16 protein-coding genes and 1 riboswitch are annotated in these 16,641 nt (G+C 72.1%); of the genes, 9 read left to right on the top strand and 7 right to left on the bottom strand.

What is annotated here, in order from left to right:
• The first annotated feature begins 3 nt into the window (after nucleotides 1-3).
• Entirely contained in the window at nucleotides 4-1,572 is a 1,569-nt protein-coding gene (gene guaA / locus VFO26_RS11940; protein ID WP_349259079.1) for a glutamine-hydrolyzing GMP synthase, read from the top strand.
• Between the two features lie 33 nt (nucleotides 1,573-1,605).
• Here the strand turns inward: guaA and VFO26_RS11935 are convergent, their stop codons facing one another.
• The 7 genes from VFO26_RS11935 to VFO26_RS11905 form a co-directional block, all read right to left on the bottom strand.
• A complete protein-coding gene (locus tag VFO26_RS11935) occupies nucleotides 1,606-2,607 on the bottom strand; it encodes an ABC transporter ATP-binding protein (protein WP_325115210.1) in 1,002 nt (333 codons plus the stop codon).
• A complete protein-coding gene (locus tag VFO26_RS11930) occupies nucleotides 2,604-4,190 on the bottom strand; it encodes an iron ABC transporter permease (protein WP_325115209.1) in 1,587 nt (528 codons plus the stop codon). Before VFO26_RS11930 ends, VFO26_RS11935 begins: the two co-directional genes overlap by 4 nt.
• Complete coding sequence (locus VFO26_RS11925; RefSeq protein WP_325115208.1) at nucleotides 4,166-5,227, bottom strand: thiamine ABC transporter substrate-binding protein; 1,062 nt, start codon at nucleotides 5,225-5,227, stop codon at nucleotides 4,166-4,168. The genes VFO26_RS11930 and VFO26_RS11925 overlap by 25 nt, the downstream gene beginning before the upstream one ends.
• Entirely contained in the window at nucleotides 5,224-5,874 is a 651-nt protein-coding gene (locus tag VFO26_RS11920; protein ID WP_325115207.1) for a thiamine diphosphokinase, read from the bottom strand. The genes VFO26_RS11925 and VFO26_RS11920 overlap by 4 nt, the downstream gene beginning before the upstream one ends.
• Nucleotides 5,858-5,971, bottom strand: a riboswitch (TPP riboswitch). (Overlaps the previous gene by 17 nt.)
• Before the next feature lie 75 nt (nucleotides 5,972-6,046).
• Nucleotides 6,047-6,328 (bottom strand): acylphosphatase, encoded by a 282-nt coding sequence (locus tag VFO26_RS11915; protein ID WP_325115206.1) that lies wholly within the window; start codon nucleotides 6,326-6,328, stop codon nucleotides 6,047-6,049.
• Nucleotides 6,329-6,346: 18 nt separating this feature from the next.
• Nucleotides 6,347-6,934, bottom strand: a complete 588-nt coding sequence (locus tag VFO26_RS11910) for a PIN domain-containing protein (protein WP_325115205.1) — start codon at nucleotides 6,932-6,934, stop codon at nucleotides 6,347-6,349.
• 3 nt (nucleotides 6,935-6,937) lie between these two features.
• A complete protein-coding gene (locus VFO26_RS11905) occupies nucleotides 6,938-7,198 on the bottom strand; it encodes a type II toxin-antitoxin system prevent-host-death family antitoxin (protein WP_325115204.1) in 261 nt (86 codons plus the stop codon).
• A gap of 295 nt (nucleotides 7,199-7,493) precedes the next feature.
• Between VFO26_RS11905 and rplM the strand changes: the two genes are divergently transcribed.
• The 8 genes from rplM (at nucleotide 7,494) to VFO26_RS11865 (ending at nucleotide 16,600) form a co-directional block, all read left to right on the top strand.
• A complete protein-coding gene (gene rplM, locus VFO26_RS11900; protein WP_325115203.1) occupies nucleotides 7,494-7,922 on the top strand; it encodes a 50S ribosomal protein L13 in 429 nt (142 codons plus the stop codon).
• Nucleotides 7,922-8,317 carry a 30S ribosomal protein S9 gene (gene rpsI, locus VFO26_RS11895; protein ID WP_325115202.1) on the top strand — a complete coding sequence of 132 codons (396 nt, stop codon included), beginning with the start codon at nucleotides 7,922-7,924 and terminating at the stop codon, nucleotides 8,315-8,317. Before rplM ends, rpsI begins: the two co-directional genes overlap by 1 nt.
• Nucleotides 8,318-8,390: 73 nt before the next feature.
• Entirely contained in the window at nucleotides 8,391-9,689 is a 1,299-nt protein-coding gene (locus VFO26_RS11890; RefSeq protein WP_414653089.1) for a phosphoglucosamine mutase, read from the top strand.
• Nucleotides 9,690-9,749: 60 nt separating this feature from the next.
• Nucleotides 9,750-11,582 (top strand): glutamine--fructose-6-phosphate transaminase (isomerizing), encoded by a 1,833-nt coding sequence (glmS, locus tag VFO26_RS11885; protein WP_325115199.1) that lies wholly within the window; start codon nucleotides 9,750-9,752, stop codon nucleotides 11,580-11,582.
• Nucleotides 11,583-11,680: 98 nt separating this feature from the next.
• Complete coding sequence (locus VFO26_RS11880; protein WP_325115198.1) at nucleotides 11,681-11,878, top strand: hypothetical protein; 198 nt, start codon at nucleotides 11,681-11,683, stop codon at nucleotides 11,876-11,878.
• A gap of 163 nt (nucleotides 11,879-12,041) precedes the next feature.
• A complete protein-coding gene (locus tag VFO26_RS11875) occupies nucleotides 12,042-14,654 on the top strand; it encodes an Ig-like domain-containing protein (protein WP_325115197.1) in 2,613 nt (870 codons plus the stop codon).
• Between the two features lie 141 nt (nucleotides 14,655-14,795).
• Complete coding sequence (gene fdhD / locus VFO26_RS11870; protein WP_325115196.1) at nucleotides 14,796-15,575, top strand: formate dehydrogenase accessory sulfurtransferase FdhD; 780 nt, start codon at nucleotides 14,796-14,798, stop codon at nucleotides 15,573-15,575.
• Nucleotides 15,572-16,600 carry an NTP transferase domain-containing protein gene (locus VFO26_RS11865; RefSeq protein WP_325115195.1) on the top strand — a complete coding sequence of 343 codons (1,029 nt, stop codon included), beginning with the start codon at nucleotides 15,572-15,574 and terminating at the stop codon, nucleotides 16,598-16,600. Before fdhD ends, VFO26_RS11865 begins: the two co-directional genes overlap by 4 nt.
• Nucleotides 16,601-16,641 lie beyond the last annotated feature (41 nt).

Raw genomic sequence — 16,641 nt, 5'->3', positions numbered from 1 at the left:
GAGGTGATCGCGTTCCCCGGCGGTGAGCCGGCCCCCGAGGAGCGGCCGGTCCTCGTCCTCGACTTCGGCGGCCAGTACAGCCAGCTCATCGCCCGGCGCGTGCGCGAGGCGCGCGTCTACTCGGAGCTCGTCTCGCACCGGCTCGGAGCCGAGGAGCTCCGCCGGCGCAACCCGTCCGCGCTGATCCTCTCCGGCGGCCCGGCCTCCGTCTACGCGGAGGGCGCCCCCCTCGCCGACCCTGGCATCTTCGAGCTGGGCGTCCCGACACTCGGCATCTGCTACGGGATGCAGCTGATGGCCCGCGAGCTCGGGGGCACGGTCGAGGCGAACGACGTCTCGGAGTACGGCAAGGCGGACGTCGAGCTCGACGGGTCCGCAGCGCTGTTCCACGACCTTGCCACCGAGCAGGTCGTGTGGATGAGCCACCGCGACTCGGTCACCGCCGCGCCCGCCGGGGCGCGCGTCACCGCGTCGTCGGAGACGACGCCCATCGCTGCCTTCGAGGACCCCGGCCGCGGCCTGTACGGGGTCCAGTTCCACCCCGAGGTCGTGCACACGCCGCAGGGACAACGGATGCTGGAGAGCTTCCTCTACGACGTCGCGGGCACGCCGCCCGCGTGGACGCCCGCCGCCGTGATCGAGGAGCAGGTCGCGCGGATCCGCGCCCAGGTGGGCTCCGAGCGCGTCATCTGCGGGCTCTCCGGGGGCGTCGACTCGGCCGTCGCCGCGCTCCTCGTGCACAAGGCGGTGGGCGACCAGCTCACCTGCGTCTTCGTCGACCACGGTCTGCTGCGCGAGAACGAGGCCGAGCAGGTAGTGGAGACGTTCGGCCACCACTTCCACGTGCCGCTCGTCCACGTCGACGCGCGCGACCGCTTCCTGACGCGGCTCGAGGGTGTCAGCGAGCCGGAAGAGAAACGTGCGATCGTGGGCGAGGAGTTCATCCGTGTCTTCGAGGAGGAGGCCCGGAGGCTCGGTGACGTGCGGTTCCTCGTCCAGGGCACGCTGTACTCCGACGTGATCGAGTCCGGCGGCGACGTCGGCGTGGCCGCGAAGATCAAGTCGCATCACAACGTCGGCGGGCTCCCGGCCGACATGAGCATGGAGCTCGTCGAACCGTTGCGAGCGCTGTTCAAGGACGAGGTGCGCCGCGTCGGCGAGCAGCTGGGGCTCCCCGAGCGCATGGTGTGGCGCCATCCGTTCCCGGGGCCCGGCCTCGCGATCCGGATCATCGGCAACGTGACGCAGGAGCGCCTCGCGATCCTCCGTGCCGCAGACGCGGTGCTGCTCGAGGAGGTTCGCAGGGCCGGCCGCTACCGCGAGCTCTGGCAGTGCTTCGCGGTGCTCCCGGCGATCCGGTCGGTCGGCGTGCAGGGCGACGAGCGCACCTACGCCTATCCGATCGTGATCCGGGCGGTCACCTCCGAGGATGCGATGACGGCGGACTGGGCGCGGCTTCCCTATGACCTGCTCGACACGATCTCGAGCCGGATCGTGAACGAGGTGCCCGGCGTGAACCGCGTCGCGCTGGACCTGTCGTCGAAGCCCCCCGCCACGATCGAGTGGGAATGAGGGAGTAGGCGGAGCGCAACCTCGGCTCGCGGATCAGTAGCCTCGGGCCGGTGCGCCGTCGGGCGCGCGCTCCCGGCCCTCCGCCGGCCAGACGGAGACCTCGACGACGCCCGCGGGGTCGATCTCGACACCGACGTGCGAGCCGACGCGAGGCGTGCCCACTCCGACGACGACGGACTCGAGCGCCGTGCCGTCGTTGCGTCGCAGGCGGACCCGGACGACCGCTCCGTCGCGGTCGGCAGCGGTGACGACCGCGTCGTCGCCCTCGACGATGCGAACCGCCTCGGGTCGCGTCACCGTGGCGCGGTCCCCGTCGCGCACGACGTTGTGGATCCCGAGGAAGCGCGCGACCCAGTCGTCGGAGGGGCTCGCCCAGAGCTCGTCCGGCGCGGCCACCTGGGCGAGGCGACCCTCCCGCAGGATCGCGATGCGGTCGCCAAGGGCGAACGCCTCGCCCACGTCGTGCGTGACATGGACGACGGTGAGCCCCAGCCGCTCGAAGAGCGCTCGCAGGTCGGCCTGGAGGCGCTGCCTGAGCGGGCCGTCGAGCGCACCCAGCGGCTCGTCGAGCAGCAGCACACCCGGCCGGGGGGCGAGAGCCCTGGCGAGGGCGACGCGCTGGCCCTCTCCGCCCGAGAGCGTCGTCACGTCTCGGCGCTCCGTGCCCGCGAGACCTACGAGCTGGAGCGCCTCCGCCACCCGTGCGGCCTGCTCCGCGGCGGGGAGCCGGGCCACGCTGGGGGCGAACGCGACGTTCCCCGCCACGTCGCGGTGCGGGAAGAGGGCGGCGTCCTGAAACACGAGGCCGATCCCGCGGCGGTGCGGGGGGACGCCTGTGACGTCCGTCCCGTCGAGCAGCACGCGCCCGGCCGTCGGCGGCTGGAGGCCGGCGATCACGCGCAGCACCGTGGACTTGCCGGAGCCGCTGGGGCCGAGCAGCGCCAGGCGCTCTCCCGATCGGACGTCGAGCGAGACGTCCTCCACGATCGGGAGACCGTCGATCGTCACACCGACCTCCTCCAGGGTCACCCTCACCGCCTGCCTCCGAGCAGGAGCGATCGCTCCGAGAGGAGCGCCACGGCGGCGACGATCGCCATCAGGACGACGCACAGCGCCATCGCGGTGCCGACGTTCTCGGCGCCGGGGCGGCCGAGGAAGCGGAAGATCGCCACCGGCACGGTCGGCCAGTCCGCCCGTGCGACGAAGACGGTCGCGCCGAACTCGCCGAGCGAGACCGCGAAGGCGAGCCCCGCGGCGACCGCCAGCGGCCGCGCGAGGAGCGGGAGCTCGACGTGGCGTCGCACCTGCCCGGGCGTCGCGCCGAGCACGGCGGCCGCCTCACGCAGGCGGGCGTCGACCGCACGCAGCGCGGGGACGAGCGAGCGGACGACGAACGGCAGCGCGACCAGCGCCTGCGCCACCGGGACGATCGCGGGCGACGAGCGGAGGTCGAGCGGCGGGTCGTCGAACGCGAGCAGGAAGCCGAAGCCGAGCATCGCCGCCGATGCCCCCAGCGGAAGCATCAGAAGCGCGTCCAGGCCGCCGCGCCCGCGCGCCACCGCCACGGCAGCGGGGATCCCGACGGCGAGGGCGATCGCCGTCGCGCCCGTCGCGAAGAGGAGCGAGTTTGCGATCGCGTGCCAGGGCGCGACGAAGAGGGCCGGGGTCTCGTCCGCGAGCGACGTGAAATGGTCGATCCCGTAGCCGTCGCCGACGCTGAGCGAGCGGAGGACGAGCGCGAGCGGAGGAAGCGCGAGGAGCGCTAGCGATCCCGCCACGATCGCGCCCACGACGAGCCGCTCGCGCCCCACGGGCCGGGGAGCCGGCCGCCCTCGCGCGCGCCCGCCCCCGAGCCGCCGTTCCAGCCGTCCCGAGACCAACACGGTCGCAGCGACGGCGGCGAGTTGCAGCAGCGCGAGGGCCGCCGCGGTCCGGAGGTCGAACAGCCGCGCAGCCTGGTTGTAGATCTCCGACTCGAGAGTCGCGTAGCGCGGCCCGCCCAGCACGACGATCACGCCGAACGACGTGAAGCAGAAGAGGAACACGATCGACGCGGCGGAGGCGAGCGCCGGCCCGAGCAGCGGGAGGGTCAGGCGCAGCTGCCTGTCGACGGGCGGCGAGCCGAGCGTCGCGGCGGCCTCCCAGAGGCGCTCGTCGAGGCCGGCCCAGAACGCGCCGACGATCCGCACGACGACGGCCACGTTGAAGAAGACGTGCGCCAGGAGGATTGCCCAGACCGAGCGCTCGACCCCGTCGGGGAGCAGGGCGATGAACGCCGTGGCGACGACGACGGTCGGCAGGACGAACGGGACGAGGACGAGCGCCTCGACGGCCGACCGGCCCCGGAACCGGAACCGGGAGAGCGCCCAGGCGAGCGGCAGCCCCACGAGCAGCGTCAGCGCCGTCGAGACCGTTGCCTGCCAGAGCGTGAACCACGCGACCTCTCTCGTCAGGTCGCTGGTCAGGACGTCGAAGGGGAGATCGACACTCCCCTCGACGACGAGGCTCCGCTCGAGAATCGCGACGAGCGGCCAGAGGAAGAAGACGGCGAGGAACGCGACCGGAAGCGCGGCGGTCGCGGCGTGTCGCGCCCTCAGCGCACGACGAGCTCGGTCCACCGGTCGACCCAGCGGTCGCGGTTCCGGTCGATCCGCTCGGCGGGGAGCTGCAGCGGATCGGCGGGCGCGACCGCGTGCTCGACGAACGCCTCGGGAAGCTCGACCGCGTCTCGCACGGGGTAGACGAACATGGATCCCGGGACGTCCGACTGGAACCGCTCGGAGAGCATGAAATCGATCAGCTGCTTCCCTCCATCCTCGTTCCGCGCGCCGCGAAGGATGCCCGCGTACTCGACCTGGCGGTAGCAGCCGTCCTCGACGGCGGCCGTCGGGGAGGTCTGGAGGGGCTTCGACGCGAAGATCACCTCGGCGGCGGGGCTCGTCGCATACGAGACGACGATCGGCCGTTTGCCCGGGCTGCCGGCTGCGCCGGAGAACTGCTGCGTGTACGCCTCCTCCCAGCCGTCGACAGCGAGCACGCCGTTCGCCCGCAGATCGCGCCAGTACGCCTGCCAGCCCGGGTCGCCGAACGTCGCCACCGTCGCGAGGAGGAAGGCGAGCCCCGGCGAGGAGGTGGCGGGGTTCTCGACCACGAGCAGGTTGCGGTAGCGGGGCAGGCGCAGGTCGGCGAGGCTCGTCGGCGGGGCGATGCCGTGCTCGGCGAACCACGCCCGATCGACGTTGAGGCAGACCTCGCCGTGGTCGACGGGAGTGACGTGCGGGTCGGGCTCTTCGAAGTCGGGCTCGAGCGCCGCGAGCTCCGGGGAGACGTACTCCTCCAGCAGGTCGCCCTCGAGGGCGCGCGAGAGGACGGAGTCGTCGATCCCGAAGATCACGTCCCCCTGCGGATCGCCTGCCGTGAGGAGCGCGCGGTTGAGCGCCTCGTTCGCGTCACCCGCCTGGAGGATGCGAAGCGACAGGCCGCTCTCCTTCTCGAACGCCTGCCTGACGCCCTTCGAGACCGCGAAGGAGTCGTGCGTGACGAGCACGACCTCGGTCGGCGCGTCCCCGCCGCCGCACGCCGCTCCGACCAGCACTGCCGCTGCCACCACGGCCGCGCCGAGGGCGTTCGGGAGGAGACGCTCCACCAGACTCACCCCGAAGCACCCTTCGACCAGTCGGGACGCACCGCGAAGAGGACGCCGCTCACGACACTGACGGCCGCCTGCGCGCCTGTGAAGACGTTCGAGACGCCCCGCGTCGCGCCGGGCTGGAGCGTCTCGCCGGCGAGCGGGTACTCGAGGCCCGTGGTCGTCACGCCCGTTGCCGGGCCGGCGGGCGCGAGCAGGGTCACGATCTCGCCCGCTGCCCCGGTGAGCGTGCGTTGCCCCTGCACGACGTGCACCAGGGCCTCTCCGACGAGCGCGTCGACCTCGAGCTCCGCGTATCGCTCCGATCCGAGCAGCAGCAGGGAGGCGAGCAGGTGGTCGAGGCGGCCGTCGGCGCTGGCGACCACGAGGATCCGCCGCGCGCCCAGGAGGACGGCCTCGTCGAGGGCGAGCTCGAGGTCGGTTGCGTCCTTGGCGACCGGGTGACGCACGATGCGCGTGCCGACGTCCCCGGCCGCGGCCAGAGCGTCGGCCGAGACGGAGTCGAGGTCGCCGATCACGACGTCTACCTCGACCCCCAGCGCGAGCGCGCGATCGAGGCCGCCGTCGGCTGCGATCACGGTCGCAGCGTCGGGCAGCGGCAGCGAAGGCCCGGCCCCCGAGGCGATCACTACGACGTCCGGTTTCGTCAGCACGTTCCTCCGCTGGCATTACCCAGGTCAGGTTCTACGGGTCGGCGGCACGTGTAGCCGCCCTCTCAGCCCGGTCGCCCGAGCTCCCCGGTTCGCTCCCGACGATCCTACCGCGCCTCGTGACCGTGGCGCCAGCCTGCGGCGCGCCACACACCCGCCTTCCGGCGGCTCGGCGCTACCGCGACGGCGTGACCGCGAAACCGCTCTCGCCCGTCGGCGTCCGCTCGCCGACCTCGATCCCCTCGACGTGCGCGCCGGGCGGCCCGTGCCCGAACCAGGCGACGAGCGTCTCGACGTCCTCGAGCGGTCCCTCGAGCTCGGCCTCGACCGCCCCGTCGGCCCGGTTCCCGACCCATCCCGAGACGCCGAGCTCCATCGCCCGCCGGCGGGCGCTCTCGCGGAACCAGACCCCCTGCACGCGACCGCGCACGACGACGCGCCGGCGGACGACCTCCATTGGATCAGAACTCGTGTGTCAGCGGCCGAGGGTCGTCTCGTCCGCCGGGCGCGCGGCGCGCTCGGCGGCTGCACGGGCCCGCGCCTCGAGGCTCGGGACCACGCCGGGATGGCGAACGGTGCCGTCGCCTCCGCGCCACGCGAGCTCGTCTCCATTCGCCTCGGCACCCTCGGCGACCTCGTCCACGAGCGCATCGAAGTCGTCGGGCTCGAGCCAGTTCTCGATACGCAGGCCGGGCACCCGGTCGAACAGGCGTGCGCTGCCCGTCACGAGGGTCATGTCGCGCGCGAGCACGATCGAGGCGATCCGCAGGCTCGGCTCGTCCAGCCTGACACCGACCTGCTCGAGCTGCCCGCGCAAGGCGCCGTAGACCTCCGCCGCGTCCTCGTCGAAAGGGATCACCGTCTGCGCGGCGGCGATCAGCTCGCGAAGTCGGGGGATCGTCTCTCCGTCGCCGTTCCGGGCAGCGGCGTACGTGATCTCGGCGACCGTCACGGCCGTGGTGCACTGCTCGGATGCCGGCGTCCGCGCGAGCCGCCGGACGAGCTGCATCGGCGGTTCCCGGAGGAGGGCGGCGGCGAGGACGTCCGTGTCGAAGCAGTACACCGGCTACTCGACCTCCGGAGCCTCGCGCTCGCGGGCGACCGAGCGCGTCGCGACGACTCCTGCGACGACCTGGTCGAGCTCGTCCCGCCCCGCCAGCGCCCCCGCGAACGCGGCCAGTCCGAGCGGGGAATCCTCCTGGTCGGCCGGCACGGGCACGATCGCGGCAACCGGACGCCCGCGGCGCGAGACGATCACCTGCTCGCCCTCGCTGACGCGGTCGAGGATCTCGGCGAAGTTGCGTTTCGTGTCTGCGACTCCCGGCATCGAGATCATGATGACACCCGCCGCACTGGCTGGTTGTCAAGTCGGTGAGAAGCGCGGGCGTGCAGGCACGAGACCCCTGGGCGTCGACGCCTCCAGACCCCAAGGGGCTCCATCACCGGGGTATCCCTCCGCACGGCGCGCCCCAAACCCCTCCCCGCCGAGGATCGCCGGGCGGTCGTGACGCAGCAGCCCCTGCGAGCCGGGCACCTTTCCGCCAGCCTCCGCGGGTCACCGTCCCGGCGGAGGCTGCTACACTCCGCCGCCGGCGGTCACCTGACCGCCCTCTTTCCGAGCGATGACGACTTACACCGCCAAGCCGGGCGAGATCCAGCGCGACTGGTACGTCGTGGATGCCGAGGGCAAGACCCTCGGCCGCCTCGCCACTGAGATCGCCGACACGCTGCGCGGCAAGGGCAAGCCCCAGTACACGCCGCACGTCGACACGGGCGACTTCGTGATCGTCGTGAACGCCGAGAAGATCCACGTCACCGGCAAGAAGCTCGACGACAAGCTGGTGCGCTGGCACTCGGGCTACCCCGGCGGGCTCAAGGAGCGGACGCTACGGGAACAGCTCGAGCGGCGCCCCACCGAGGTCATCCGGAGAGCGGTGAAGGGAATGCTTCCGAAGAACAGGCTGGCCGCGGCGCAGCTCCGCAAGCTCAAGGTCTACGCAGGCCCGGAGCACCCGCACGCGGCGCAGTCACCGAAGGCTCTGGAGGTCTGATGGCCGAGCTCGCCTCGTACCGTGGCACCGGCAAGCGCAAGACGTCGGTCGCGCGCGTGATCCTCCGTCCCGGCGACGGGGCCACGTGGATCAACGGACGTTCGCTCGAGGACTACTTCCCGCGGGCCACGCACCGGACGCTCGCGCTCGCGCCGTTCAAGGTCGCCGACGCGGAGGGTCGCTACGACCTGCGCGTGCGCGTCCACGGCGGCGGGGTCAGCGGCCAGGCAGGCGCCGTGCGGCACGGGATCGCGCGGGCACTGGTCGAGGCGGATCCCGAGCTTCGCGTGCCGCTCAAGCGGGAGGGCTTCCTCACCCGGGATGCACGCCAGGTCGAGCGCAAGAAAGCCGGCCTGCACAAGGCGCGCAAGGCGCCCCAGTTCAGCAAGCGCTAGGTCTTTCGCTCCGTCGGGAGCGGCCGAGCGCGAAACACTCGCGGATCTCGACGTGTCGGACCACAATCTGCACATGGGAGGGGTCGTGGTGCGGGAAGGCGCTGCCGTCCGGCGCTGGTTCGGCACGGACGGCGTCCGGGGCATCGTCGGCAGCTCGCTGACCGAGGAGCTCGTGGAGCACGTCGGCCGTGCGGCGACCCTCTGGTCCGGGCGCGGGCGGGTGCTCGTCGGCCGCGACACGCGCGGCTCGGGGCCTGTCCTCGAGGCGGCGCTCACCCGGGGCATCGTCGAGGCCGGAGGGACAGCGGTGCTCGCCGGCGTCCTCCCGACCCCGGCCGTCGCGCTGCTCTCGCAGGACCTCGGCCTGGTGGTCTCCGCCTCGCACAACCCGCCCGAGTACAACGGCGTGAAGGTCTTCGACCGGGAGGGCCACAAGCTCACGGACGGCGACGAGCTCGAGATCGAGGCGTTGCTCGAGACACGGGGGCCCGGTGGAGGCGCGATCGAGCGCGCGGCCGACGCCGTGGGCGGCTACGTCGACCACGTCGTCGAGCACTTCGGCTCCGACCTCGCCGGTCTGCGGATCGCGGTCGACTGCGCGAACGGCGCGTTCTCCGCGATCGCCCCGGACGTCTTCGAGCGCCTCGGCGCGGAAGTCACGGCGCTCGCGGCAGCACCGGACGGCACGAACATCAACGCGGGCTGCGGCGCCACCGACCTGGCGATGCTCCAGTCGACGATCCGTGCCGGCCGCTACGACCTCGGGGTGGCCTTCGACGGTGACGGCGACCGGATGCTCGCCGTCGACGCCGACGGCGCGGTCGTCGACGGCGACCAGATCCTCGCGGTCTGCGCGCTGGCGCTGGGCGTCGAGCTCGTGGCGGTGACGACCATGACGAACCTCGGCTTCCATCGCCTGATGGAGGAGCGCGGCGTGCGCGTCGTGACCACGGACGTCGGCGACCGCTACGTGCTCGAGGCGCTCCGCCGAGAGGGTGGCGTCCTCGGGGGGGAGCAGTCCGGCCACCTCATCGTGCTCGACGGCCATGTCACCGGTGACGGGCTCGCGGCCGCGCTCACGCTCTGCCGTTCGCTCGCGGGCCGGTCGCTCGCCGAGGCGGTCGCGGTCATGCCGCGCTACGCCCAGGCGAAGGAGAACGTGCCGGTCGCGCGCCTCGAGGTTCCCGCGCGCGTCGTCGACGAGGTCGAACGCGTCAACGCCGAGCTCGACGGCCGCGGACGCGTGCTCGTCCGACCCTCCGGTACGGAGCCGCTCGTGCGCGTGCTCGCCGAGGCCGAGCGCGCGGAGGAGGCCGCGGAGCTCTGTGCTAGCATCGCCAATCTTGTCCGGCAGGAGGCCGGCGTCCGATAAAAGCCCTGCAAAGCGGGTGCATCCGCCAGGGCATGCGCGTCCGGGCGAAAAGGAGGCCAGATGTGCGGGATCATCGGATACGTCGGGCCGCGGGAGTGCAAGCCCCTTCTTCTCCACGGCCTGGAGCGCCTCGAGTACCGGGGCTATGACTCGGCCGGGATCGCGCTGCTCGAGGCGAACGGCCTCACTTACACGCGGGCGGTCGGGAACCTCCAGAACCTGAGGGAGCGTGCCGGGACGACAACGTCTCCTGCGACCACCGGGCTCGGTCACACGCGCTGGGCCACCCACGGGGGCGTCACTGAGGAGAATGCCCATCCTCTGGCGGCGGAGGAGGTCGAGAAGCTCGCCGTCGTCCTCAACGGGATCGTGGAGAACTACCGCGAGCTGCGGGAGGGCCTCACCGAGGAGGGCCACGTCTTCTCCTCCGAGACCGACGCCGAGACGGTCACCCACCTGATCGAGGACCACTACGACGGCGACCTCGTGGAGGCCGTCCGCCAGGCGTACTGCGAGCTCGAAGGGCACTACGCCTTCGTGGCGATCCATCGGGACCACCCGGGCCTCCTGGTCGGGGCCCGCCATCAGTGCCCGATGGTCGTCGGGCTCGCCGCCGGCGAGACCTACCTCGCGTCGAACGCCGCCGCGTTCCTGCGCGAGACGCGGGAGGTCCAGTTCCCGTCCGACGGCGAGATCGTCGCCGTCACCCCCGAGGGGTCGAGGTTCTTCCGGGCAGCCGACGGGTCGCCTGTCGAGCACGAGGTCGTCGAGCTGGACTGGGACGACGAGGGCGCCGAGAAGGCCGGCTTCGAGACCTTCATGCTGAAGGAGATCCACGAGCAGCCCGACGCGGTCGCCGAGACGATCGGCGACCGCCTCCGCAAGGGGAGGCTCCAGCTCGAGGGCCTCGGGATGGACGACGAGGAGCTCCGGACGCTGCGCCGCATCGTGATCCTCGCCGCCGGCACCGCCTACCACGCCGGCGTCGCGGCTCGGTACGCGATCGAGGAGTGGGGTCGCGTACCGGTCGAGCACGACATCGCTTCGGAATGGATCTATCGGAACCCGGTGCTCGACGCCGACACGCTCGTGATCGGCATCTCGCAGTCGGGCGAGACCCGCGACACGATCGAGGCGATGAAGCTGGCCCGCTCGATGGGGGCACACACCGTCGCGATCACGAACATGATGGGCTCGCAGATCACGCGCGAGGTCGACTCGGTGCTCTACACGCGCTGCGGGATCGAGATGGCCGTGGCCGCGTCGAAGACGTTCACGGCGCAGCTGAGCCTCCTGTTCCTCGTCGCGCTCAAGCTCGCGCAGGTACGGGAGACGCTTCCCGCCGGCGAGCTCGAGTACATCGTCAACGCCCTCTACGGCCTGCCGGCGAGGATCGCGCAGTTCCTCGAGGGCAACCATCCGATCGACGAGATCGCGCGCCGCTTCCACGACAGGCCGTTCTTCCTCTACCTGGGTCGCAACATCGGCCTCCCGGTCGCACTCGAGGGCGCGCTGAAGCTGAAGGAGCTCTCGTACATCCCGACCGAGGCGTATTCGGCGGGCGAGATGAAGCACGGGCCGATCGCTCTCCTCGACGAGTCGACGCCGGTCGTGGTGGTGGCGACCCGGATGGAGGTCGTCTACGACAAGCTCGTCTCGAACATCCAGGAAGTGCGTGCCCGTGGCGCGCACGTGATCGCGATCGCATCCGACGGGAACGAGGACATCCAGCACCATGCGGACGACGTGATCTACGTCCCGAAGGCGCCCGCGTTCCTCTCGGCGATCCTCGCGGTGATCCCGTTGCAGCTGCTCGCCTACCGCATCGCGCGGCTCCGCGGCCTCAATGTGGATCAACCGAGAAATCTTGCCAAGACGGTGACGGTCGAATGACCGTTGACGTCTCCGCCGAAAGTGCGTCGCGTGAGCGCGTCGCGCTGTCGGCGGCCGAGCCCCGGAACCTGGCCAAGACCGTGACCGTCGAGTAGCCGATGGACGACGAGACCATGCTCGATCCGTTCGCGGACGGCGTTCTGCAGCCCGAGGAGCTCCAGGGCGATCCGCCTCCGGAGCAGCCGTTCACCTGCGCCTCCTGCGGGCTCGGGATCGGTGACGAGGCCGAGACGACCTGCCCGGCCTGTGGCGCCGATCTCACCGCGCCGGGCGCGCTCGTGCCTGCGGGCGGCTGACGCCGCCACGCCGCGGTTGCTCCGGCCGGACGACCATCGGCCCGACGGCACCGGGCGGGCGCCCGCATCGGCGGCCGGGGATCCGCGCGAGTAGGATCCCGCGCGACCGTTGGCCGTCAGCCACCCAGGGGAGAGAACGATGCGACTGCGTCTCGTCATCGCCATGACCACGTTCGTCTGCGCGCTCGTCGGCGCGCCCGGGGCCTTCGCAGCCTCGAGCGACCTGTTCATCTCGGAGTACGTCGAGGGCTCGAGCAACAACAAGGCGCTCGAGATCTTCAACGACACCGGCGCAGCCGTGAATCTGGCGGCGCAGTCCTACAACATCCAGATGTTCTTCAACGGCAACCCCGTCTCGACCCTCACGATCAACCTGGCCGGCACGGTCGCCGACGACGACGTCTTCGTGCTCGCCCATGCGGACGCGGTGCTCCCGATCGTGCCCGACCAGACGAACGGCGCCGGGTGGTTCAACGGCGACGACGCCGTCGTCCTCCGCAAGGGCACGACCGTGCTCGACGTGATCGGGCAGATCGGCTTCGACCCTGGGACGGAGTGGGGTACCGGGCTCACGAGCACGGCCGACAACACGCTCCGTCGCAAGAGCACGATCGTCGCCGGTGACCCGACGGGCAGCGACGCGTTCGATCCCGCCGACCAGTGGGACGGCTTCGCCCAGAACGCTTTCGACGGGCTCGGAGGCCACACGGTCGTCGGCGACGCACCGTTCGTGGCGAGCGCGGTCCCCGCCAACGGAGCGACGGACGTGCCCGTGGGCGCGGACGTCGAGATCACGTTCAGCGAGCCGGTGACCGTCGCCGGCGCCACGTTCTCGATCTCGTGCGCCGCCAGCGGCGCCCACGCGTTCACACTCTCCGGGGGGCCGGCGACGTACACCCTCGATCCCGCTGCCGCCTTTGCGCTGGGCGAGCGGTGCGCCGTCACCGTGGACGACGCCGGGGTGTCCGACGTCGATATGGACGACCCGCCGGACACGATGGCGGCCGACCACGTGTTCAGCTTCACGACGGTGCCGCTCCCCGCGCGCATCTTCGAGATCCAGGGGGCGGCGCACCTCTCGCCGCTCGACGCGCGGGTCGTCTCCGGCGTCCCGGGCGTGGTCACCGTCGTTCGGCCGAACAGCTTCACGATGCAGGACGCCCTCGGTGACTCGAGCGACGCCACGTCTGACGCCATCCTCGTCTTCGGCACCGGCATCGGAGGGTCGGTCTCGGTCGGGCAGGCCGTCACCGTCGCCGGTGTCGTCAGCGAGTTCAGACCGGGCGGCGCGGCGACGAACCTGACGACGACGGAGATCGTCTCTCCCGTCGTCACGCCCGGTGGCCCGGGCGCGCCGATAACTCCGACCGTGCTCGGCCTGGGCGGCCGGACGCCGCCGACGACCGTGATCGACGACGACGCCACCGGAGACGTCGAGACGAGCGGCGCCTTCGACCCGGCGACGGACGGGATCGACTTCTACGAGAGCCTCGAGGCGACGCTGCTGCGGGTCGACGACCCGGTCGTCGTCGGGCCCACGAACGGCTTCGGCGAGCTCTGGGTGCTGGCCGACAACGGCTCCGGCGCCGGCGTCCGCACGATCCGCGAGGGCGTCGTCATCAGCCCGGGCGACTTCAATCCCGAGCGCATCCAGCTCGAGGACGACATCCTGGGGCCGGGCGCGACCCCGTCCGCCAACGTGGGCGACCGCTTCACGACGCCTGCCGTCGGCGTCCTCGACTACAACTTCGGCAACTTCGAGCTCCAGCTCACGTCCCCGCTCACGCGGGTCGACAAGGGCCTCGTGCGCGAGGCTGCGCGGGCGCAGCGCCCCGACGAGCTGGCGATCGCGACGTTCAACGTCGAGAACCTCTCGCCGGTCGATCCGCCCGAGAAGTTCGCACGGCTCGCCGGGCTGATCGTCGACAGCCTGCGGGCGCCCGACCTCGTGGCGCTCGAGGAGATCCAGGACAACGACGGGCCGAGCAACACCGAAGTCACGGATGCGTCGCTCACCCTCCAGCAGCTGATCGCGGCGATCCAGGCGGCCGGGGGCCCGACGTACCGGTTCCGCCAGATCGATCCGGTGGACGACCAGGACGGCGGTCAGCCCGGCGGGAACATCCGTGTCGGCTTCCTCTACCGCAGCGATCGCGGCCTCGAGTTCGTCGATCGGCCCGGGGCAACCTCCGTGACGCCGAACGCCGTCACGGGCACGAACAACAAGGTGCAACTCCGCTACAGCCCGGGCCGCATCGACCCGGCCAACGCGGCGTGGGCGGCGAGCCGCAAGCCGTTGGCTGCGGAGCTCCGCTTCCGCAACAAGACGATCTTCGTGATCGTGAACCACTTCAGCTCGAAGGGCGGCGACCAGCCCCTCTTCGGCCGGTTCCAGCCGCCCGCCAGGGTGACGGAGGCCCAGCGACACCAGCAAGCACAGGTCGTCAACGACTTCGTCGACGAGATCCTCGGCGCATTCAAGAACGCCAGAGTCGTCGTGCTCGGCGATCTCAACGACTTCGAGTTCTCCGAGACGCTGCAGATCCTCGAAGGAGGCGTGCTCACGAACCTCATGGACACCCTCCCGAAGGCCGAGCGGTACTCGTACGTGTTCGAGGGGAACTCACAGGTGCTCGACCAGGTGCTCGTGAGCCGCAAGCTCGACAAGCGGACGACGTCGTACGACGTCGTCCGCGTCAACGCGGAGTTCTTCGACCAGGCGAGCGACCACGATCCGCAGGTGGCTCGCTTCCTGTTCGACGACGAAGACGACTGACGTAGGGGACTGACCCCGTAGGGTCTGTCCCCCGCGGCGTTCTCGCCCGGCGAGTGCCTCGCGGGGGTCAGTCCCCTACGGAGACAGTCCCCGTGGTGATCTCGCCGAGCTCCGAGGAAGGCGGCCGTCTACGCTCACGCCGTGGAGGTGCCGCCGCACGCGACTCGACGCGCGCCCGTCCGTCGGATGCCCGGAGGCGCCAGCGAGGACGACCGTCTCGCGGTCGAGGAGCCGCTGGAGATCCGGATCAACGGCACCGCGGTGGCCGTCACGATGCGCACGCCCGGGCACGACGAGGAGCTCGCGCTCGGCTTCTGCCTGACAGAGGGCCTGCAGCCGGTCGCCGCCCACCCGCCCGAGGACCTCGCCGCGAACGTCGTCGAGGTGGAGGCGCCCGACGCCGACCTCGGCCGGGTCCAGCGGTCGTTCTACACGTCGTCGTCCTGTGGTGTCTGCGGGAAGGGCGCGCTCGAGGCGGTCGCGGTGGACGCGCCCCGGGTCGACAGCGACCTCGCGGTGCCGTTCGAGGTCGTCTCGACGTTGCCGGGGCTGCTCGGCGCGGCTCAGGCGACCTTCGCGCTCACCGGAGGCCTCCACGCGACGGGGCTCTTCTCCGCCGGCGGTGAGCTGCTCTGCGCCCGCGAGGACGTCGGCCGCCACAACGCGATGGACAAGGTCCTGGGCTGGGCCTTCGGGGAGGGGCTCCTGCCACTCTCGCGATCGATGCTCTGCGTCAGCGGGCGGCTCTCGTTCGAGCTGGTGCAGAAGGCAGCGGTCGCGGGCTGCCCCGTGCTGGTCGCGGTCGGCGCGCCCTCCTCGCTCGCCGTGGAGCTCGGCGCCGACCGGGGGATCACGCTCTGCGGGTTCGTGCGGGACGGCCGGGCCGGGGTGTACACCGAGCCCTCGCGCATCCTCGCGTGACGACCGCTCCGGACGGGCAGGGGCCCGGGAGCGTGCCGCTCAGCGGCGTCCTCCTGGTGGGCGGCGGCTCGACGCGGTTCGGCTCACCCAAGGCGCTCGCGCGTCTGCGGGGAGAGACGCTCGCGGAGCGGGGGCACAGGCTCCTCGCCGAGGCCTGCGACGAGGTGCTCGTGGTCGGCAAGGCCGGCGAGCTGGAGGGGCTGCCCTACCCGGTCGTCGACGACGGCGCCGCGGGGCGCGCGCCGGTGCACGGGGTCGTCGCGGGGATGCGTCGCGCGCGACACGACGTCGTCGTCGCGCTACCCGTCGACGTCCCGCTCGTCACGCCCGGGGCGCTGCGCGCGCTCGGGGACGCGCGCGCGGTTCCCGACGCGGACATCCCGCTGCCCGGTGCGTACCCCGGGGAGCTGCTCGGCGTGCTCGAGCAGCGCGTCGCCGCGGGGAAGCTCTCCCTGCGGGGGGTCAACCCGGTCACGCTTCCGCTCCCGGAAGGATTGCTGGCGGACGTCGACGTGCCGGAGCGGCTCGCAGAGCTGGAGCGGCCCGGGCACGCACTCGTCGTGGGGGCCACCGGGATGCTCGCAGGGCTCACCCGCGAGCTGGCGGCGCGCGGCCACCCGGTCACCTCGATCGCACGCCGCCCCGCCGGGCTGGGCACCGCCGTCACGTCGGTGCCGCTCGACTATCGCGACAGCGAGGCGCTTTCGGCGGCGCTCGCCCGGGCGGTGGAGGCCCGCGGGCCGCTCGAGCTGGCGGTCTGCTGGATCCACACCGACGCACCCGCCGCCCCGCAGCTGGTGGCGGCGGCGCTCGCGCCGGGGGCGCGGCTCGTGCAGGTGTTCGGCACGCGAGTCTGGCCGCTCGAGGATGTCCCGTTGCACGTCGCCTACCGCAAGGCCCTGCTGGGCTCCACGGAGGGGCGGTGGCTGACCCATGACGAGATCTCGGCCGGCGTGCTCGAGGCCGTCGACGCGGACCAGCCGACCCGGGTCGTGGGCGAGCGGGACGATCGAGTGGCCCACTGAGTCGGCATCGGCCCTGCTCGTGCCGCCTGCGGTAGCGGCGG

Source organism: Gaiella sp., from assembly GCF_035710885.1.
GTDB lineage: Bacteria > Actinomycetota > Thermoleophilia > Gaiellales > Gaiellaceae > Gaiella.
Note: the sequence above shows the minus strand (reverse complement) of the source record. Positions and strands in the feature narration are given on the sequence as shown.

Bases quoted from the DNA above. Each gene is read 5' to 3' on its own strand.
- VFO26_RS11915 (WP_325115206.1), bottom strand. From the start codon at position 6,328: ATGGAGGTCGTCCGCCGGCGCGTCGTCGTGCGCGGTCGCGTGCAGGGG.
- VFO26_RS11905 (WP_325115204.1), bottom strand. From the start codon at position 7,198: ATGCCGGGAGTCGCAGACACGAAACGCAACTTCGCCGAGATCCTCGAC.
- rplM (WP_325115203.1), top strand. From the start codon at position 7,494: ATGACGACTTACACCGCCAAGCCGGGCGAGATCCAGCGCGACTGGTAC.
- rpsI (WP_325115202.1), top strand. From the start codon at position 7,922: ATGGCCGAGCTCGCCTCGTACCGTGGCACCGGCAAGCGCAAGACGTCG.
- VFO26_RS11890 (WP_414653089.1), top strand. From the start codon at position 8,391: ATGGGAGGGGTCGTGGTGCGGGAAGGCGCTGCCGTCCGGCGCTGGTTC.
- glmS (WP_325115199.1), top strand. From the start codon at position 9,750: ATGTGCGGGATCATCGGATACGTCGGGCCGCGGGAGTGCAAGCCCCTT.
- VFO26_RS11880 (WP_325115198.1), top strand. From the start codon at position 11,681: ATGGACGACGAGACCATGCTCGATCCGTTCGCGGACGGCGTTCTGCAG.
- VFO26_RS11875 (WP_325115197.1), top strand. From the start codon at position 12,042: ATGACCACGTTCGTCTGCGCGCTCGTCGGCGCGCCCGGGGCCTTCGCA.